This window comes from Streptomyces sp. NPDC001292 (genome assembly GCF_042896465.1).
GTDB lineage: Bacteria > Actinomycetota > Actinomycetes > Streptomycetales > Streptomycetaceae > Streptomyces.
This window is the reverse complement of sequence record NZ_JBIAXG010000013.1, coordinates 156,507-175,501: the sequence shown is the minus strand read 5'-3', so window position 1 is coordinate 175,501 and position 18,995 is coordinate 156,507. Positions and strand designations below refer to the sequence as shown.

At 71.9% G+C, this 18,995-nt stretch carries 14 protein-coding genes; 3 read left to right on the top strand and 11 right to left on the bottom strand.

Translation table 11 applies throughout. The features are described 5' to 3' along the window. Window positions 1–77: 77 nt before the first annotated feature. The 3 genes from ACFY4A_RS16865 to ACFY4A_RS16855 all read right to left on the bottom strand — a co-directional run bounded on the left by ACFY4A_RS16865 (window position 78) and on the right by ACFY4A_RS16855 (window position 2,980). Entirely contained in the window at window positions 78–1,118 is a 1,041-nt protein-coding gene (locus ACFY4A_RS16865; protein ID WP_390830193.1) for a hypothetical protein, read from the bottom strand. Beyond that, window positions 1,112–1,720 carry a hypothetical protein gene (locus tag ACFY4A_RS16860; protein WP_390830192.1) on the bottom strand — a complete coding sequence of 203 codons (609 nt, stop codon included), beginning with the start codon at window positions 1,718–1,720 and terminating at the stop codon, window positions 1,112–1,114. Before ACFY4A_RS16860 ends, ACFY4A_RS16865 begins: the two co-directional genes overlap by 7 nt. 165 nt (window positions 1,721–1,885) lie before the next feature. Continuing rightward, window positions 1,886–2,980 carry a hypothetical protein gene (locus tag ACFY4A_RS16855; RefSeq protein WP_390830191.1) on the bottom strand — a complete coding sequence of 365 codons (1,095 nt, stop codon included), beginning with the start codon at window positions 2,978–2,980 and terminating at the stop codon, window positions 1,886–1,888. Between the two features lie 690 nt (window positions 2,981–3,670). On the opposite strand from ACFY4A_RS16855, the gene ACFY4A_RS16850 reads away from it, so the two are divergent. Both ACFY4A_RS16850 and ACFY4A_RS16845 read left to right on the top strand, forming a co-directional pair. Next, window positions 3,671–3,946, top strand: a complete 276-nt coding sequence (locus ACFY4A_RS16850) for a helix-turn-helix domain-containing protein (RefSeq protein ID WP_390830190.1) — start codon at window positions 3,671–3,673, stop codon at window positions 3,944–3,946. A gap of 662 nt (window positions 3,947–4,608) precedes the next feature. Continuing rightward, entirely contained in the window at window positions 4,609–5,718 is a 1,110-nt protein-coding gene (locus ACFY4A_RS16845; RefSeq protein ID WP_390830189.1) for a PP2C family protein-serine/threonine phosphatase, read from the top strand. Between the two features lie 350 nt (window positions 5,719–6,068). Here ACFY4A_RS16845 and ACFY4A_RS16840 read toward each other — a convergent pair whose 3' ends face one another. The 8 genes from ACFY4A_RS16840 to ACFY4A_RS16805 all read right to left on the bottom strand — a co-directional run bounded on the left by ACFY4A_RS16840 (window position 6,069) and on the right by ACFY4A_RS16805 (window position 17,395). Continuing rightward, window positions 6,069–8,549, bottom strand: coding sequence for an SWIM zinc finger family protein (locus ACFY4A_RS16840; protein ID WP_390830188.1), 2,481 nt, complete (start codon window positions 8,547–8,549; stop codon window positions 6,069–6,071). Then, window positions 8,549–11,590: a DEAD/DEAH box helicase gene (locus ACFY4A_RS16835; protein ID WP_390830198.1), complete on the bottom strand. Its 3,042-nt coding sequence runs from the start codon at window positions 11,588–11,590 to the stop codon at window positions 8,549–8,551. Before ACFY4A_RS16835 ends, ACFY4A_RS16840 begins: the two co-directional genes overlap by 1 nt. 112 nt (window positions 11,591–11,702) lie before the next feature. Next, entirely contained in the window at window positions 11,703–12,284 is a 582-nt protein-coding gene (locus tag ACFY4A_RS16830; protein ID WP_390830187.1) for a sugar kinase, read from the bottom strand. Continuing rightward, window positions 12,281–13,429 (bottom strand): ROK family glucokinase, encoded by a 1,149-nt coding sequence (locus ACFY4A_RS16825; RefSeq protein WP_390830186.1) that lies wholly within the window; start codon window positions 13,427–13,429, stop codon window positions 12,281–12,283. Before ACFY4A_RS16825 ends, ACFY4A_RS16830 begins: the two co-directional genes overlap by 4 nt. A gap of 142 nt (window positions 13,430–13,571) precedes the next feature. Next, complete coding sequence (locus tag ACFY4A_RS16820) at window positions 13,572–14,363, bottom strand: ATP-binding cassette domain-containing protein (protein WP_390830185.1); 792 nt, start codon at window positions 14,361–14,363, stop codon at window positions 13,572–13,574. Further along, window positions 14,360–15,424, bottom strand: coding sequence for an ABC transporter permease (locus tag ACFY4A_RS16815; protein ID WP_390830184.1), 1,065 nt, complete (start codon window positions 15,422–15,424; stop codon window positions 14,360–14,362). Before ACFY4A_RS16815 ends, ACFY4A_RS16820 begins: the two co-directional genes overlap by 4 nt. Continuing rightward, on the bottom strand, window positions 15,421–16,425 hold the full coding sequence (locus ACFY4A_RS16810; protein ID WP_390830183.1) for a sugar ABC transporter substrate-binding protein: 1,005 nt from the start codon (window positions 16,423–16,425) through the stop codon (window positions 15,421–15,423). The genes ACFY4A_RS16815 and ACFY4A_RS16810 overlap by 4 nt, the downstream gene beginning before the upstream one ends. A gap of 220 nt (window positions 16,426–16,645) precedes the next feature. Continuing rightward, window positions 16,646–17,395: a GntR family transcriptional regulator gene (locus ACFY4A_RS16805; RefSeq protein ID WP_390830197.1), complete on the bottom strand. Its 750-nt coding sequence runs from the start codon at window positions 17,393–17,395 to the stop codon at window positions 16,646–16,648. Between the two features lie 117 nt (window positions 17,396–17,512). Between ACFY4A_RS16805 and ACFY4A_RS16800 the strand changes: the two genes are divergently transcribed. After that, a complete protein-coding gene (locus ACFY4A_RS16800; RefSeq protein WP_390830182.1) occupies window positions 17,513–18,535 on the top strand; it encodes a Gfo/Idh/MocA family oxidoreductase in 1,023 nt (340 codons plus the stop codon). Window positions 18,536–18,995: the final 460 nt, after the last annotated feature.

Sequence of the window (18,995 nt, the reverse complement as noted above, 5' to 3'; positions counted from 1 at the left end):
ACCGGCATCTGCACCACCTGCCGCCAGCCGCTGCCCACAACCCGGATCAGACACCACACAGCAAGATCCACAACGACCTAACGGAGCCCTACTAGTAGTGGCGCCTCGAACTCCTCTGGAGTGTGGAGATCCTTACGGCTGGCGGCCAGGAAGGCCACGAAGTCGGGGCCACGCAGGCCGAGATGTCCATCGTCGATGACCCAGCGCCACGCACCGCCGGCCCTCGCCGTTTCCGGTTCGACCACCATGCACACGTGTCCCTTCCACGTCTGCACTGCGCTGCGCATCAACCGCTGGAGGTTGGGTGTGTCCGTGATGTCGGTACGCAGGAGCGTCTTGGCGTCCACGAGCGGTCGGATACGACGCCAGAATGCCTCATCCGTGATCTCCGGAGAGGAGAGGAGTAGACTCAGTGAGGTCTCGTCGAGGGATGCCAGGTGGGGCACATTGGCCGGAAACTCCGACAGCGACCGGCCGCTGCCTTGCCACATGGCCGCCATCAACGTCGACATGCGGCGCGACACATCAGGCACGGTGTGCCTGAAAACCTCCGAGAGAGCCAGGCGAGTGGGTTCGGCTTGACCCTCGCGGGCCGCCTCCACGCCCGTGCCGACCATGTACAGGAAGCGCTCGACCTGGCGCGCCCCCATGATGCCGCGACCGCCCTCGACGATCGCGTCGGACGCCAAGGCGGTCGGCGTCCGCGTAGGGGTGCGGGCAGGCAGTGCTCCGAGTCCGGAGGGATCGAGCACAAGGGTGTGATGTTCCTCGGCGACGGTTTCCAACTGCTCGTGCGCAGGCCCGGTCCCTAGGTGGGCGAGGGGCACGACCAGCGGCTGCTGTTCACGCTCGAAGAGCTGAACATCCGAAGCCAGGAGTTCCGGATCAGAGGACGCACGAAGGTATACGCGTCGTTCGGACTTGCGAGTGCCGGAGCTCCACGTCATCAACAGATCTGGCACGTAAGTGTGGTTGAAGAAGTCCGTCCGCACGATCCGCGCGGTGGGATAGACGTCCAGGAGACGCCGCTGGACCACATCCTTGACGCGCTCGACCGCTTGCCGAGGATCGGGGTGGTCGAGCGCGCTGTCGATCTCCGGCGCCACCGGCGTCACCATGACGACCTCCCCTGGCTGTTGTAGAAGTTGGCGACGACTCCACGCCAGTCGTCCAGCGGTACCAGCTTCTCCTGCTTCTCTGACATCACGACCAGCCAGAGCCGCTCGGACAAGTCCTCCACAAGCTCGTCCTTGATCGACTCGGCAGCCGCTTCCGAATCCTCGATGCCGAAGATCCGCAGCGACTCCGCGAGTACAGCCTCGCGGATCATCTGCGGGCTGGTGAGCAGGTCCCAGTCATTGGCACGGAAGGGAGCCCAGCTGATCCACATGTAGTGGTCTCCGAGCATGTACTCCTGGCTCAGCGCCACGTAGCACTTGGCTAGGAAGCTCTTGTAGGCGGGGCCCTGGTCGCTCGCGTTCTTGCGCCACTTCACCTCGGCGCAGAACATCTGGCCGTCCCACTCGCCACCCCGCATCATCCCGCCGAGGTCGTACGAGAAGGGCCTCTCGTTCCCGTTCGGCCACCGCAAGGTGAGCTTCCGCGCCCACGCACCGTCGATGTTGGTGTAGGACTGCGACACACGCATGGTGCCTTCAAGCCACCGCTTGACCCGCTGCACCGCCTCGGCACCCTTTACGTGCTCTTCTTCACCCGGCACGGCGCAAGAGTATCTTTACGTACCGCCTCCGATACAGAGTGCGAGGAATCTGGCAGCTACTCACACGTGGTCGTCGGCAACGACTACGGCTGCGATGCCTCTCTCGGCGTCGGGGGCACGGCACCCGTTCAAGCGAGCCCCCATGAGCGATGCGAGCCTCAGTTCTCATCGTCCAGCCTGTCGCTCGGACTGGTGCGGACTCCAGCCCTTCAGATACGGCTGAAGTTCATCCGGTGTCGGATCACGCGGAGTCGGCATACCCGAAGGACGCCGTAGAGGGTCGATGCCCCGCACGTATTCGCGTGCCCACTCCAGCCAACGACGCCGCGGCCCCAGTGCCCGTTCGTCCCCATCCCCATTCAGCTCACCAAGACGACGCTCCAGAGCATCGCAGTACTCGCCGATCAGGACAGCCTCACGCCAACGGCCTGCCTCCTCGCGCAGCACCTCGGTGAGTTGCTCCCGGACAGCGAGTTCCTTCGCCTCCTCCACGGCTGCCCGCCAGCGGACCTCACGCTCTTCTCGCGCACATTCCTCGTTCGCCCTGCATCGAGCGTCCTCCACCGCGCGCGCTTCGATCTCTTCGAAAACCACGCCCAGAGCCTGCTCAAGTGTCCGACTCTTCCGGTCCCGCCAACGGCCCGGCCGCCTGGTCAGGCCATGAGCGATCTCCACGACGAGACGTGCGGAGCGCTCCGGATTCTTGGACTGGGGGAACTCCTGCCTGACAGTGACGGTATACGCGAAGCCATCGACGACGACGTCCGCTCCGCCCTCGCGCCCGTAGAAAGGGGACTGGACTTCTCTCACTTTGTGGCCTCGCCGCACCGCTTCAGCAGCCAGCCCTTGGAGCAGCAGGAGCGACCTGCGGCGCAACGCCGACGGCATCACCAGGTGCTTCTCGTCGTCTCTGAGCGCACCCACAACCGGATGAAGGGACACCAGCCGCGCGGGCACCGGGACCGGTGTGCTCCCTTTCGGCCGCTGGCTCCGCGCATTGGGATGCGGGCCCTCCGCGAGAAAGAACTCCAGCCCGAGCCGACCGTACGGGACCTTCTCGATGCGCCGGCCTTCCGGCTCCATACCGTGCCGCTTCGCGTAATTGACCACGCGCCGCCACTCCGCGACCTCGTCGTCACTGGGATGGGCAAACCGAACGTGCCCTTCGGCAAGGAGCCGCTCGACCAGTTCCTGTGCCTTCGCCCTCCGCGCTCGAGCGACGGGACGCTCGCTGTAGGGCGTCGGAGACTCAATCGGCACCAACGACACCCCGCCACCTGCAAGTGCAGGGTCGTCGGGACCGTGCCCCTGCCGAAGACAGACCCGACCGGCCTCGGTGCCTCCACACGGATAGCATCGCCACCCTTCTCAAGCCCCAGAAGTCCACGGTCACGCATCGCACACGCCCAGCGCCAGTCCCCGGCGACCACACGCCAGAACCATCACCAGCCACGAGCCGCTCGAGAAACGCGCGCTGCCGATCGTTGAGGGTGGACCACCGGCACACGAGCATCAGCTCACACTGCAGCCCAGGTCACCTCAACCCCAAAGGAACCTGACACACCATCAGAACGAGCGTCAAATGAGCGTCAAGATACCTCTACGAGCGTCATTTCAGCGTCAAGATATCGCCCGTAACGCCCGCACCGCACATAATGCTCATGCACAAAACCCCAGGTCAGGAGCCTTCCCAGCAGGCTCAAGGATCGCCAGGCACTCCACGTGATGCGTCATCGAAAACACATGGAGACAATGCCGACGGCCCCAACCAGCGGTGCTGGCGCCGGTTGGGCCCTATGCAACTCACCTCCAACGCTGAGCGGAGCAGGATATCCGTCAATGGCCGGTTACCGAAACCGGTGATTCCGCGGACTATTGGCAGTCCACCGCGTCTCCCCGCTTCCCCACTGCCGCGGAAGCGGCTGAACCTGAAAGGCACTGTTGACAGGAATGCCCAGTCAGAGCGGCGAAACGCATCACGGCCGGTTCAGTCCCGAGCACATCCGCGCCACCTGGAGTGGGACGGCGAGCGTCGAGGACGCCGCCCAGGCGTTCGGCTTGTCGAGATCGAAGAGCTACGACCTCGTTCGCCGCGGAGAATTCCCCTGCCGCGTGCTACCGATAGGCCGCACCGCCCGCGTCGTCACCGCCTCGCTCCTCCGCGTACTCGAGAGCGGCGAGCCGGAGTACAACGGAGCCTCCAGTGCAAGCCCCAATCCGTCATAACCAACTGCACGACGACGCCCCGCCGCAGCAAGCCGGCGGGGCGTCGTCGCATCAGGTCCCGGTCTACGCAGGACCCCCGCCGGAGCAAGCTTCCGGCGGGGGTCCTGTCACGGGCGATCACAAGCGGGTCACCAACCCCGCGGACTCACTCACGTCACAAGACTCTGACCTGGACTACGTGCTCACCCTGGACCAACTGGACGCCCATGGACGGCTTCTACGACAAGCATGCGCGGCCCTCGTCCAGCCGTGGGCCGGGCGCGCGCCGGACGACGGACGGCTGACGGCCCGCGCGATACTGGCCGCGGGGCTCGTCGTGACCGCGTGCGGACTGGCCGCCGCCCCGCTGCCCGGTGTGACCGGACTGCTGATGGCCGCCGTCCTGATCGGCGCCGGCACCGGCCTGATCATCCCGCTCGGCTTGGCCGCCCTCGCCGCCGCGACCCGAGGAAGCGGATGGGCCGGACCATGGGCGCGGCCGAACTCGGCCGCGAACGCGGCGACGCCTGTGGCCCGCTCCTGGCCGCCCCCGCCGCCACCCTCACCTGGGATACACCGCTATGGCGGTCCAGACTGCCGCTCGTCCTGGCCGCCCGCCACACGCCCCGCTGGCGTGAATCTTCCGGGCTGCCGTGCCCCCACTGGGGGTGTAAGCAGGAAACATGCGTGTGTGGCGGCAGATCTCGCACCGCTCTCCCTCGTGGCAGGCCAGTGACGCTCTGCTCGCGGTGCCGCTCGCTTTGATCGCCGCCATCGTCGTCGCCGACGTTCTGACCGGGCCCCACGTGCCACTGGGGCCCCTGCTGATCGTGGCTCCCGCGATCACCGCGTCGTTCGCCAGTCCCTTCCTCACCGCTTTGGTCGGCGCCATCGCCGTGGCAGCCCTGCTCGGCGTCGGGGCGGGGTTCCACCTGCTGACCACGGAGAGCGTCGGCGCGCAGATCATCTCCCTGGTCGTGGTCTCGGTGGTCGTGACGGTGTTCCGTTATCTGCGCGAGCGGCACGCCCGTGAGCTGGAGCAGGTACGAAGAGTGTCCGAGGCCGCGCAACGGGTGGTGCTCAGGCCCTTGCCCCGGCGCATCGGGCCGCTGCGGGTGGCGTCGGTGTACCTGGCGGCCCAGGAGGAGGCGCTGATCGGCGGCGATTTGTACGCGGCCGTCCGCACCTCGGTCGGCACGAGGCTGATCATCGGCGATGTGATGGGCAAGGGTCTGACCGCGATGGGCGACGCCTCGCTGCTGCTGGGCGCGTTCCGGGAGGCCGCGCACCGGAAGGCGGCCCTGCCCGAACTGATGGCCTACCTGGAGCGCAGCGTGTGCTGGAACCTGGCCGAACCCACCGAGCCGGGGCAGGAGGGGGAATGCTTCATCACAGCCGCGATCGTCGACATCCCCGACGCGCTGTCACAGGCGCAGATGGTGTCCTGCGGACATCCACCGCCGTTGCTGCTGCGCGACCGGCAGGTCGTCACGCTGAAGGCCGGCGCTCCCGCTCCGCCGCTGGGGCTGGGTGAGCTGAGCACCCCGGAGTACCGGGTGGACACCTTCCTGCTGGAGCCCGGGGACCTTCTGCTGCTGTACACCGACGGTGTGGTGGAAGCGCGCGACCCCAAGGGCGTCTTCTACCCGCTCGCCGCGCGGGCCGTCTCCTGGGCGCAGGACAGTCCCATGGCTCTGGTCCATCACCTGCGCGCCGACCTGCTGGACCACGTCGGCGGACATCTGGCCGACGACGCAGCCGTGGTCGCCCTGCAACGAACCGCCGGCCCTTAGCGCTTGGCCCCCACGGGTCCAGCCGGGGCCGCCCACGGATCCGGCAGAGATCGCCCGGATCCGGCACGGACCGCCCGGGTCCGGCAGGGGGCCGCCCGGATCCGGCAGGGGCCGTCAGAGGGCGCCCGGTGCGCCCAGGCCGGTCAGGGCACCGAACCGCCGACCCTTAGCGCTTGGCCCCCACGGGTCCAGCCGGGGCCGCCCACGGATCCGGCAGAGATCGCCCGGATCCGGCAGGGACCGTCAGAGGGCGCCCGGTGCGCCCAGGCCGGTCAGGGCAACGAACCGCCGACCCTTAGCGCTTGGCCCCCACGGATCCGGCAGGGACCGCCCGGATCCGGCAGGGGCCGTCAGAGAGCGCCCGGTGCGCCCAGGCCGGTCAGGGCACCGACCGGGTCGAGGTCGGGGGTGCCGCGGGGCCACCAGTCGTCGCGATCCGGCTCGGATTCGTACGCGTACCACAGGCCGTCCCGGCCCAGGCGGAGCTGGAGGTGGCCGCGGGGGTGGGTGAGCCGGTTGCGCCAGGGACGGAAGGCGGGCAGGTCGGCGGCGAGGAGCAGCGGGCGCGCCCGGTCGAAGCGGCCGGCCGGCGGGTCCCAGGGCTCCTCCAGGACGGCGAGTCCTTCCGGGCCGCCCTGGCGCCAGGCCGCCACCGCGCGTGCCAGCTCGGCCGTGGTGCGGCCGGTGGCGGAGGCGAGCGAGGCGTACAGGGAGCGAGTGGCCGCGGTCAGTCCGGAGCCGGGGCGGGCGGCGGCGAGGCGTACCGCGTCCTGCCACAGTGTGAGCCCGCCGATCGGGTCGCGGCCGGTGGTGAGCAGGGCGTGGGCGCGGGCGGCGGCGTCGGTGGCCAACTGGTCCAGGGCGAACGGGTCGGGGCCGCCCGGTGCCGCCGGGTACACCGGGGGCTGTTCCGGGTGCGGGGGCGCGGGCAGCGGCGCGGGCAGCGGCGGGAGTCGCCGCTCGGCCAGCGCGTGGGCCGCGCGCACGCCGGGGAACGGATCCGGTTCCCGCTCCTGCGCGGCGCGGGCCGTGCGGGTGGCGCTCAGCCGGGACAGGGCGTCGAGCAGTTCGCGCTCGCCCCGGCCGCGGAGCAGCAGCAGGACGAAGGGGTCGGCGTCCAGCAGGCGTGCGGTCTGGTAGCAGAGGGCGGCGGCGTGTTTGCAGGGGTGGCCGCGGTCGGGACAGCTGCAGTGCGGCTCCAGGTCGCCGGGGCCGGGGAGCAGCGGGACCCCGCAGTCGGCGAGGGCCTGGGGCATCTCCTTGTCGAGGAGCGCGGCGATGTGCCCCGGGCGCTCGGCGACGGCGTCCAGGAACCGGTCCCAGTCGGCGTCGTCCAGCGTCCGCAGCCGCACCTGGACCCGGTACGGGCGCGGCCGGCTCCCCTGCACGTACGCCAGGACCAGCCCCGGGGTGACGGTGACGGCGTCCACGTGCCCCGTCTGCGCGTACCCACGCCCGCGGGCCAGCCGTGCAGCGTCCAGCGCGCCCTCCTCCAGCGCGTCGATCCACGCGTTGCCCCACCAGGTCTCGGCGAACCGGTCCCCTTCCACCGCCCGCGCCGGGAACGCCGGGAAGGTACGCCGCAGTTCGCCGTCCCGGCGGGGGGAGGCCATGCTGCGGGGCATCCGGGGCGGCCCGGGGGGCTCGGCGCCGGCCTGCGCCAGTGGGAACGCGGCGCTTCCGGCGCCCACTCCGGCCGGGGACGGGGAGGCCCGTCGACCGTACGCCCGCCCGTCTTCCGAGGCGCCGTCCGGCGGAGTGCGTGCCGAGGGAGCGTCCGGAGTACCTACCGGGACGCCCTCCCCCCTCGCCGCCGAGGGAGCGTCCGGGGTGACGACCCGGGGGCCGGGCTGTGGGGTGGGGTTCGGTGAGCCCTCACGGGACGGGCACGAGGCCTCCGTGGAAGAGGCGACGGGGGCGCCCTCCTGCGGCATGCTGTTCGGAGAGCCGCCGGACGGGGTGGGCGACGCGTCTGCGCAGGAGGCGACAGGACTGCGGTCCTGCGAGGTGCGGTCCGGAGAGCCGTCGGAGGGGGTGCCCGAGGCGACGGCCGGGGTGGCCGCAAGGACGCCTGCCGGGACGTCCTCCGGGGTCCTCGCCAGGGCGCCGTGCGACGCGGCGGCCCAGGCGGCGGTGGAGATGGCCGCCGGGACGCTCGCAGTAGAGAGGTCCTCCTCCGAGGACGCGGGCGTGGGCGGGACCGTTCGGGGTTCGGGGCTTTCCTGATCGGTCGCGCCGTTGGCGCCGGGCGCCGTGTCGTGGCCGGACGCTGCCCGGTGCGTCCTGACGGGTCCGGTGGGCGCGTCCGTCGTGGCGGGCGCGGTGTCGTGGGTGTCTGTGTCGCCGTCTCCCGCGGCGGTTCCGGCCGGCGTCGGCCGGGTTGCCCCGCCCGGGGCCGGGGTCGGAGGGCGAGCGGCCCTGGTTCCCGCTTGCGCGGCGTCCGCGCGGGATCGCTCCGCACGGGCCGCACGCCGGGCCAGGGCGCCGCGCAGCGCCTCGCGCGCGGCGTCCGAGGGACGCGGCCCCGTGGGCCTCCGTGGTGCGGCGGCGTCCGCCGGGTCGCCCGACGGCACCGGCGGTCGGGGTGCCGACTCGTCCGTGTCCTCCGCGGTCATCGACGCGTCCCCGCCGTCCGCGGCGGCGTCGCCCCGCCGGGCGGACACCGCGCGCCGCAAGGCGTCCCGTGCGGCGTCCCCGGGACGGTTTCCCGCACCGGCCGGGTCCTCCGGCGCGGGCTTGCGGTGGTCCGCGGATCCGTCGGGAGTGCGGGTCTGCTGTTCGCGGGCGGCGCGCAGGGCCCTGCGTGCCGCGTCGGCGGGTCGCTCGTCCATCACGCCTCCCTCCGCAGCGAGACCAGGTCGGACAGCTCGCGGTCGGTCAGCTCCGTGAGCGCCGACTCGCCCCCGCCGAGGATCGCGTCGGCCAGGGCGCGCTTGGCGGCGAGCATCTCGGCGATACGGTCCTCCACGGTTCCCTCGGTGATCAGGCGGTGCACCTGGACCGGCTGGGTCTGGCCGATGCGGTAGGCGCGGTCGGTGGCCTGCTCCTCGACCGCCGGGTTCCACCAGCGGTCGAAGTGGACGACGTGGCCCGCGCGGGTGAGGTTCAGGCCCGTGCCCGCCGCCTTCAGGGACAGCACGAGGACCGGGGTCGCACCGCTCTGGAAGCGATCCACCATGCGCTCGCGCTCCGGGACCGGCGTACCGCCGTGCAGCAGGTCCACGGGGACCGCGCGGGTGTTCAGGTGGGAGGTGATCAGGCGGGCCATGCCGACGTACTGGGTGAAGACCAGCGCCGAGCCGTCCTCGGCGAGCAGGGTGTCCAGCAGCTCGTCCAGCAGCGCCAGCTTCCCGGAGCGCGCCGCCGGCCGGTCGCCGCCGCGGGCGTGTTCCTCCTTCAGGTAGAGCGCGGGGTGGTCGCAGATCTGCTTGAGCGAGGTCAGCAGCTTCAGCACCAGCCCGCGCCGGGCCATGCCCTCGGCGGTCTCGATGGCGAGCATCGACTCGCGCACCACGGCCTCGTACAGCGCGGCCTGTTCGCGGGTGAGCGGGACGGGGTGGTCCGTCTCGGTCTTGGGCGGAAGCTCGGGGACGATGCCGGGGTCGGACTTCCTGCGGCGCAGCAGGAAGGGGCGTACCAGGCGGCCCAGGCGCTGCACGGCCTCCTCGTCCTCGCCGGTCTCCACCGCGCGGGCGTGCCGGGCACGGAAGGACTTCAGCGGGCCGAGAAGCCCGGGGGTGGTCCAGTCGAGCAGGGCCCACAGTTCGGAGAGGTTGTTCTCCACAGGGGTGCCGGTGAGGGCCACGCGTGCGGGGGACGGGATCGTACGCAGCGCCTTCGCGGTCGCCGAGTACGGGTTCTTGACGTGCTGGGCCTCGTCGGCGACGACCATGCCCCAGGGCTGCTCGGCCAGCAGGGGTGCCGTGGACCGCATCGTGCCGTACGTGGTGAGCACGAAGCCGCCGTCCAGGCCGTGCAGGGTGCGGTCCGGGCCGTGGAAGCGGCGGACGTGGACGCCGGGGGCGAACCGGGTGATCTCCCGCTGCCAGTTGCCCAGCAGTGAGGCCGGGCAGACCACCAGGGTGGGTTCGCGCCGCGCCCGCTTGAGGTGCAGGGCGATGACGGTGACCGTCTTGCCGAGGCCCATGTCGTCGGCGAGGCAGCCGCCCAGGCCGAGCGAGGTCATGAGGTCGAGCCAGCCCAGGCCGCGCAGCTGGTAGTCGCGCAGGGTGGCGTCGAGGCCCGGCGGCGGTTCGGCGGGCCGTACGCCGGCCGTGAGCCGGTCCCGCAGGGTCGCCAGCGCGCCGACGGGCACCGCCTCGACCATCTCGCCGTCGACGTCCGCGGTGCCGGTGAGGGCCAAGGAGAGCGCGTCGACCGGGTCGAGCAGTCCGAGGTCGCGCTTGCGGGCCTTGCGGACGAGGGCCGGGTCGACGAGCACCCAGCGGTCCCGCAGCCGCACCACCGGGCGGTGGGCCTCGGCGAGCGTGTCCATCTCGGCGTCGCTGAGCGGATCGCCGCCCAGCGCCAACTGCCAGCGGAACCGCAGCAGTTCCTCGCTCTCGAAGAAGCCGGTGCCGTCCTTGGCGGAGCCCGGCGCGGGGCGCACCACCGCGGTGGCCGTGAGGTCCTGGGCCAGGTCGCGCGGCCAGTGCACGGCGACGCCGGCCGCGGCGAGCCGGGTCGCGGCCACGCCGAGCAGCTCGCTCACCTCGCCTTCGGAGAGGGCGAGGACGTCGGGCACCTCCTGCTCGGAGAGCCGGTCCAGCGGGGGCCAGACGCGGGCCGCGCGCCGTACGGCCAGGGCGGCGTCCACGCGTGCGCGTGGTCCGAAGGCCGTGTCCGCCTCGCCCGCCCACAGGGCTGCCGCGTCGGCGACGAGGGTGGGGTCGGCGAGGCTGTGCACCTGGACGATCGCCGCGCCCGCACCGCGGGCGGCCCCCTTGTCGCCGTCGCCGTCGAACAGGTCCTGCGCGGACAGGTCCAGGCGGAGTGAGACGCGTACGCCCGCGTCCATGCCGGCGGCGACCTCGGCCGCCCAGTCGTGGGCGTGCGGCAGGTGCTGCGGTTCACGGGCGGCGAAGGGTTTCCCGGAGGTGTGCGGCGCGGCCGGGGTGCGGGGCAGGGTGTCGGCGACCGCGTCGAGGAAGGCGCGCAGCAGCGCCTCCGGTTCGGGCAGGCGGAGCGGGCCCGAACCGGGCAGCGGGACCGCGTGGCCCTCGTAGGGCAGGGCGGCGGCGACCGCGCGCAGGTGGGCGATGTCGTCCGGGTCGAGGGGTCCCGCGCGCCAGGCGTCGTGCCCGGTGGCGGTCAGGCCGGGCAGCAGCCGTCCACGGGCGACGAGCCGCAACGCGTGCAGGGCGGCGGCGCCCCAGCAGGCCGTGGCGGGATGCGCCGCCGGATCGTGCCGTGCCCGTACGAGGTGCGGCAGCGCGTCCTCGACCGGCAGCGACAGCGCGGGCGCGCTGCTGCGCCGGGCCCCCGCCCCGTGCCGCCGCACGACGGTGAGCTCCGTACGCACGGACCCACCGCCGTCCGGGTGCGGCCCGAACCGCCCGTCGCCCGCCTGGCCGCCCCGTCCGGACGGGTCGTGGGCCACATCCCCACCAGCCCCGGACCCACCGTGAGCCGCATCCCCGCCGGGCCCGCGCGTGCCCGTCACCCCCTGTCCGGCGCGCTCCGGGCGGGCGTCGGCCGTTCCACGGCTGCTGCCGTCGGGGCCGGCAGGGTCGCCCCCCGTCCATACGTCGCCGTTCGGGTCCCAGAAGGCGATGCGGCTGTCGCGGGGAAGGGGGGCGGGGAGGAAGACGGTGGCGAGGCGGGGGGACACGGACACCACGCGCGCCGCGCTGTCCGTCGCGCTGACCGCCATGTCGCTCATACGTCCTGTCACCTCCCGCTCGCCGTCCGGCCCAGTCGTCTTCGACTCTACGGGCGGGGTCTGACAATCGGCCCCGGCGGCCCCGGCCGGGCCACGGTCGGCGTCAGGGGACGGTGCGGGAGACGACGTAGACCATCGGCAGGACCGGGTTGGACAGGTTCACGACCACGTCCTGCGTGGGGGCGGGGTTCTTCTGGCTGTGGGTGAGGCCCCACCACGGGCCCGGGCTCGTGAAGGTCCAGCCGGTGGTCTTCTTGTCCCGGGCGCCGACGGTGACGGCGCCCTCCTTCAGGTCGCTCCGGTTGACGCCCATGGCCTCGAGGAAGGCGGTGAGGCCCGGTTCGGTGGTCCGGAACTGGACGTAGAGACGGCTGGTCTTCCAGTTGTTCGTCTCGTAGTAGGAGACCTTGTCGGCCGGGTGCGGGATCGGCACCTGGTAGAGGCGGCGCTGGACCTTGGACGGGTAGCCGGGCGCGAGGCCCTTCACGGCGTACCGGGCCTCCTTGTCCTTGCCGCTGTCACGGCTCTGGTTGGCGGAGATCACCAGGTAGCCGGCCGGGACGCCGATGAGCAGCACGATGATCAGCAGCGTGAGGGCCCTGCGGCGGTTGCGGTGCCTGCGGTCCTCGACACGCGGGGGCCGACCGTCCGGGGGCGCCGCCTGGCGTGGCAGCGACATCGTCACAGCGCCTCCCGGGCCGTGCGCCGCGCCTGCGTGTACCGCTCGTAGCGCTCGTACCGCTCGACCCGGCGCCGCTTGGCGCGCCGGAAGCGGCGGGCGACCAGCCGGGCGAGGTCGGCGGCGCCGACCATGCCGGCCTCGGGGCCGAGCTGGGCGCGGGTGATACGGGCCTCGGGGCGGTAGCCGCGGCCGGTGAGGTGCCGTTTGAACGCGTCCCGCGCGGGCCCGATCAGCAGGTCGTCGGCCGCGGAGACCCCGCCGCCGATGACGAAGCAGGACGGGTCGAGGGCGGCGGCCAGGTTGGCGATGCCGACGCCGAGCCACTGGCCGATGTCCTCGAGCAGTTCGACGCACATGGCGTCGCCCTCGCGGGCCAGCTCGGTGATCATCGGCCCGGTGATGTCGGAGATGTTCCCTTTGACGTGCTCGATGATCCCGTAGGCGACCGGGGAGTCGGCCGCGGCCAGCTCACGCGCCTCCCGTACCAGGGCGTTGCCCGAGCTGTACTGCTCCCAGCAGCCGCGGTTGCCGCACGGGCAGCGGTGGCCGCCGGGCACGACCTGCATGTGCCCGAACTCTCCGGCGACGCCGAACTTGCCCCGCTTGACCTGGCCGTCCTCCAGGATCGCGCCGCCGATCCCGGTACCCAGCGTGATCATGACGAGGTGGTCCTCGCCGCGGCCCGCGCCGAAGCGCCACTCGGCCCAGGCGGCGGCGTTGGCGTCGTTGTCGACCAGGACCGGCACGGAGAGGCGTTCGGAGAGGCGGTCGCGCAGGGGTTCGTTGCGCCAGGACAGGTGGGGGGCGAACAGCACGCGGTTGCGGTCGGCGTCGACCCAGCCGGCCGCGCCGATGCCGACCGCGTGCACGTCGTGCCGGTCGGAAAGGTCCAGGACCAGTTCGACGATGGTGTCCTCGACGACCCGCGGGCTCTTGGACTTGTCCGGGGTCTCCGTGCGGAGCCGCTCCAGGATGTTGCCGTCGGCGTCGACGACGCCCGCCATCACCTTGGTGCCGCCGATGTCGATGCCCACCGTGGGGACACGGGGTGCGGTCAGGTGGGAGCGCCGCTCCCGGGTACCGACCGTGCGCAGTACGGGGGCGCGGCGGGAGCCGATGGGGGCGGTGAGGTCGCGGTAGGTGCTCATCGGGCCCGATTCTGCCGCACGGTGGGTAAGCGTTCCGTACGGGGCACCGAGGGGCCGGCGCCCGGTTTGTACCGGACGCGGACGCGCGACGGCCGTCGCGCCCGCGCTGCGGAGCCGCATGATGCCACAGCTCCGCGGCCCCTCAGGTGCCTCGCAGCTCATGGCGCAGATCGTCCAGGTCACTGCCCCCGGCCATCTGCCGGGTCAGCTCGTCCAGGGTGATCTCGTCCCGAGTGTGGTGGCCGACCATGACGCCCCGCCTCAGCAGGACGAATCGGTCACCTACAAGGTACGCGTGATGCGGGTTGTGGGTGATCAGCACAACACCCAGACCCTGGTCGCGGGCCGCCGCCACATACCTCAGCACCACGCCCGACTGCTTCACGCCGAGCGCCGCGGTCGGCTCGTCCAGGACGAGCACCTTCGCGCCGAGGTACACCGCGCGCGCGATGGCGACGCACTGGCGTTCGCCGCCCGAGAGGGTGCCGATGGGCTGGTCGACGTCGCGCAGGTCGATTCCCATCCGCAGCAGTTGGGCCCGTGCCGTCCTGCGCATGAGGTCGACGTCCAGGCGCTTGAAGGGGCCGGCCCCCTTGCGGGGCTCGGAGCCGAGGAAGAAGTTCCGCCAGACCGGCATGAGGCCCACGACCGCCAGGTCCTGGTAGACCGTGGCGATGCCCCGGTCCAGGGCGTCGCGCGGTGAGGTGAGCCGGGTCTCCTGGCCCTCGACGCGCAGGACACCGCCGTCGTGCTGGTGCAGTCCCGCGATGATCTTGATCAGGGTCGACTTGCCGGCGCCGTTGTCGCCCAGGACGCAGGTGATCTCCCCGGCGTGGACCTCCAGGCCGACGTCCTCCAGGGCGCGGACACCGCCGTAGCGCTTGCTGACGCCGGACAGCTCCACGAGTGCCGTGCGTGCTTCGGTCTGCGTCACTTGGTTGCCTCCGCCCGCCTGCGGACCCAGGTGTTGAGCAGGGTCGCGAGGAGCAGCATCGCTCCGAGGAAGAACTTGAACCAGTCGGGGTTCCACTCGGCGAAGACGATGCCCTTGCTGGTCATGCCGAACAAAAGGGCTCCGACCGCCGAGCCGATGGCGCTGCCGTAGCCGCCGGTGATCAGGCAGCCGCCGATGACGGCGGCGATGATGTAGATCAGCTCGTTGCCGACGCCCTCGCCGGACTGCACCGCGTCGAAGGAGAAGAGCAGGTGCTGCCCGCAGATCCAGGCGCCGAGGGCCACGCCCATGTAGAGGCCGGTCTTCGTCCTGGTGACCGGTACGCCGACCGCGCGGGCCGCGTCCTTGTTGCCGCCGACCGCGAAGATCCAGTTGCCGGTGCGGGTGCGCAGCAGGATCCAGGAGGCGAGCGCGACCAGGCCGAGCCACCACAGGATGGTGACCTTGACGTCGACGCCGCCGATGCTGAGCGTCGAGGCGAACACCGCGTGGGCGCTGGAGAAGCCCTCCATGTCGCCGATCGTCTTGGTGGAGACGGTGCCGTCGATCAGCTTGGTGAAGCCGAGGTTCATCCCGGTCAGCATCAGGAAGGTGCCCAGGGTGACGATGAAGCTGGGCAGCCCGGTGCGGGTCAGCATGAAACCGTTGAAGGCGCCGATCACCAGGGTGACCAGCAGGGATACGCCTACCCCGACCCAGACGTTCGCGGTCATCTGGTAGCTGAACATCGAGGAGACCAGCGCGGAGGACGTCACCATGACGCCCGCCGACAAGTCGAACTCGCCGCCGATCATCAGCAGCGCGACCGGAACCGCCATGATGCCGATCGTCGAGGACGCGTACAGGACGGTGCTGAGGCTGGAGGCGCGCAGGAAGCCGTCCGCGGCGAAGGCGAAGAAGACGAGGACGGCGATCGCGCCGACGACCGAGCCGAGCTCGGGACGGGTGAGCAGCCTGCGCAGCGTCGAGGTCCTCGGAATCGTTTCGGCAGCGGGGGTCCCGGCGTGGGCGGCGGGCCGGTCCGTGGTCGTTCCGCTCATCGGGTGCCCCGCTTCGTGTACTCCTCCAGCGTGGCCGCCTGGTCCTCGGTGACGATCTGCGGGCCGGTGAGCACCGGCAGGCCGCCGCCGAGGACGTCGCCGTTGTACTTGTAGAGCCAGAGCAGGTCGACGGCCTGGTAGCCCTGGAGGTAGGGCTGCTGGTCGACGGCGAAGCCGAGCGTGCCGTCCTTGAGCTCGGCGGCGACCTTGGCGTTCAGGTCGAAGGTGTCGACCTCGGCCCTGCTGCCGGCGTCGGTCCTCGCCTTGACGGCGGTGTCCGCGTACGGGGCGCCGAGCGTGACGACCGCGTCGACGGACCTGTCCGCCTGGAGCCCGGCGCCGATCGCGGCCTGCACGTCGGGCATGTTGGTGCCGTTGACGTAGAGGTTCTCGACCGTGCCGGAGAAGGTCTTCGCCACCCCGGCGCAGCGCTGCTCGTGCCCGACGTTGCCCTGTTCGTGCAGGACGCAGAGCACCTTCTTCTTCCCTCGCTCGTTCAGCTCCTGCCCGACGGCCTCACCGGCCACGGTCTCGTCCTGGCCGACGTGCGTGAGGGCGCCGTACGCCTTGGACTGCGCCGATCCGGAGTTGACCGTGATCACCGGGATGCCGGCCCTCTCGGCGCGGGCCACGGCGGCCTTGAGCGCGTCGGGCTTGGCGAGGGTGACGATGATGCCGTCGACCTTCTTGTCCACGGCGGCGTCCACGAGCTGGGCCTGCTGCTGGGCCTCGGCGTCGTGCGAGTACAGGAAGTTGATGTTGTCCTTGACCGCGGCCTGTTTGGCGCCGCTCTGCACGATGTCCCAGAACGTGTCACCGTCCCCGGAGTGCGTGATCATCGCGAAGGTCCAGCGGGGGGTGTTCACCGCGGCCCTGCCCTGGGCCGCCGCGGCCTTGCGGGCGTCCTCCGCCCGCTTGCCGCCGGTGCTGCTGCACCCCGCCAGCGACAGGGACAGTGCCCCTGTCAGCGCGATGACTACCCAGGTTGGAAACCGTGCCACGAGGCCGTGCCCTTCTCGCTGTGCCCGAACGTACGCACGGGGCCGACGGCGATCCCACCAGCCCCGAACGTTCCATTATCGGACACCGGAATCGCTGATCCGCGGCGGGAGCGGTGACGGGTCACATTGTCCGGACATGACGGGGGCGGAGCGCGCCGGGCGGCCGGCGGGCACGGTCAGGGCCGTACGGAGGTCAGGGAGGCCAGATGCGTACGAGAGATCAGGGACGTACGAGGAGCTGGAACTCGAAGGAGTAGCGGGAGGGCCGGTAGGTGTGCGTGCCGTACTCCACCGCGCGGCCGGTGTCGTCGAAGGTGGTGCGCTGCATGGTGAGCAGCGGGGCGCCCTCGGCCTCGGCGAGCCGCTCGGCCTCGGCGGGGGCGGCGGCGCGGGCGCCGATGGACTGGCGGGCGCTGTGCAGGGTGATCCCGGCGGCGCGCATCAGCCGGTACAGGCCGGTGGCCTCCAGCTGGCCGGTGTCCAGGTCGAGCAGTCCGGGCGGCAGGTAGTTGGTCAGGTACGCCATCGGCTCGCCGTGGGCCAGGCGCAGCCGTTCGATGCGATGGACCTCCTCACCCTCGGCCACCCCGAGGGCGGCGGCGACCTCGGCGGAGGCCGGGACCACCGTGTTGACCAGGACCTTCGTCGCCGGGCGCTGCCCGGCCGCCTCCAGGTCGTCGTAGAGGCTGCTCAGCTCCAGCGGGCGCCTCACCCGGCTGTGCACGACCTGCGTGCCGACACCGCGGCGGCGTACCAGGAGGCCCTTGTCGACCAGCGACTGGATGGCCTGGCGGACGGTGGGCCGGGACAGGCCGAGCCGTGCGGCGAGCTCGATCTCGTTGCCCAGCAGGCTGCCGGGGGTGAGGCTGCCGTGTTCGATCGCGGCCTCGAGTTGCTGGGACAGCTGGAAGTACAGCGGTACCGGGGAACTCCGGTCCACACGGAGCTCGAGTGAGACGGTGGGGTCCACTTCTGGTTTCGGCACGGCCCGAGCGTAGCTCCGCGGCCGGTTGACGGGAAGTCCTGAAGTCCGATTGTCCGGACATGGCGATTGACAGGGTCCGGGGTCCGCCCTCACCTTGTTTCCATGCGCATCGGGGTCATCGGTACGGGCCGCATCGGCACCATCCACGCGAACACGCTCAGCCGCCATCGTGAGGTGGGCTCACTGATCCTCACGGACGCCGATCCGACGCGGGCGCAGGCGCTCGCCCTCAGGCTGGGCGAGACGGCGGCACCAGGGGTGGACGAGATCTTCACCTGGGGCGTGGACGCGGTCGTGATCACCACGGCGACCTCGGCCCACGCCGAACTGATCGGCCGGGCGGCGCGGTCGGGGCTCCCGGTGTTCTGCGAGAAGCCGATCGCCCTGGATCTGCCGGGCACCTTACAGGCGCTCGCCGAGGTCGAAGCCGCCGGCACGGTGCTTCAGATGGGCTTCCAGCGCCGCTTCGACACGGGCTACGCCGGCGCGCGCGAGGCGGTGCGCTCGGGGCGCCTCGGCCGTCTGCACACGGTCCGCGCGCTCACCTCCGACCAGGCACCGCCGCCGCCCCAGTGGCTCCCGCTGTCCGGCGGGCTGTTCCGGGACGCACTGATCCACGACTTCGACGTGCTGCGCTGGGTGACGGGCCGCGAGGTCGTCAGCGTGTACGCGGCCGGGTCCGACGCCGGACCCTCGATGTTCCGCGAGGCGGGCGACGTCGACACCGGCGCGGCGCTGCTCACCCTCGACGACGGCACGCTCGCCACCGCCACCGCGACCCGCCTCAACGGCGCGGGCTACGACGTGCGCATGGAACTGGCCGGGGAGCGGGACCAGATCGTGGTCGGCCTCGACGACCGGACGCCGATCGCGTCCACCGAGCCGACCGGCCCACCGGCCGCGGACAAGCCCTGGCCCGGCTTCCTGGAACGCTTCGGTCCCGCCTACGAGGCCGAGCTGGCCGCGTTCGTGGAGGTGCTGCACGGTGAGCGCCCCAACCCGTGCGACGGCCGCGAGGCCCTCCAGGCCCTGCGCATCGCCGAGGCCTGCGAGGTCTCCCGCCGCGAACACCGCCCAGTGAGCCTGGCGGAGATCCCGGGCGGCGACCGGGCGGTCCACCGGTGACGGGCGGCCCACAGCCACGGTGAACCGCCGTCCGGACGCCCGGACGCCCGAACGGCTTTCGGGCCGATCGGCGGTGCACGGCGACCGGCGGCACACGGCCGACCGGTGGCTCCCGGCCGACCAGCGGCACGGCCGACCGGCGACCCCGGCCGAGCGGTGGCACGGCCGACCGGCGACTCCCGACCGACCAGCGGCACACGGCCGCCCGGTTGGACGCGACGGGACTGGGCGAGTCTTCGACGGACACGGAACAGGTGGCGGGCACGGCGCCCGTACACCGGCTCACCGGCCGGCCGACGACTCCCGGCCGACCGATGGGCGCGGCAGGACTGGGCAGGTCTCCGACGGGCGCGGCGGGGCGGGGCGGGGCTGATCTTCGACGGGCACGGACCCGGTGGCAGGCACGGCGCCCGCACACCAGCCCACCGGCCGACCGACAGGCACGGACCCGGTGGCAGGC

Coding starts and splice junctions, on each gene's coding strand:
- ACFY4A_RS16825 (WP_390830186.1), bottom strand. CDS start 13,429: ATGAGCACCTACCGCGACCTCACCGCCCCCATCGGCTCCCGCCGCGCC.
- ACFY4A_RS16835 (WP_390830198.1), bottom strand. CDS start 11,590: ATGGCGGTCAGCGCGACGGACAGCGCGGCGCGCGTGGTGTCCGTGTCC.
- ACFY4A_RS16845 (WP_390830189.1), top strand. CDS start 4,609: ATGCGTGTGTGGCGGCAGATCTCGCACCGCTCTCCCTCGTGGCAGGCC.
- ACFY4A_RS16800 (WP_390830182.1), top strand. CDS start 17,513: ATGCGCATCGGGGTCATCGGTACGGGCCGCATCGGCACCATCCACGCG.
- ACFY4A_RS16865 (WP_390830193.1), bottom strand. CDS start 1,118: ATGGTGACGCCGGTGGCGCCGGAGATCGACAGCGCGCTCGACCACCCC.
- ACFY4A_RS16815 (WP_390830184.1), bottom strand. CDS start 15,424: ATGAGCGGAACGACCACGGACCGGCCCGCCGCCCACGCCGGGACCCCC.
- ACFY4A_RS16850 (WP_390830190.1), top strand. CDS start 3,671: ATGCCCAGTCAGAGCGGCGAAACGCATCACGGCCGGTTCAGTCCCGAG.
- ACFY4A_RS16840 (WP_390830188.1), bottom strand. CDS start 8,549: ATGGACGAGCGACCCGCCGACGCGGCACGCAGGGCCCTGCGCGCCGCC.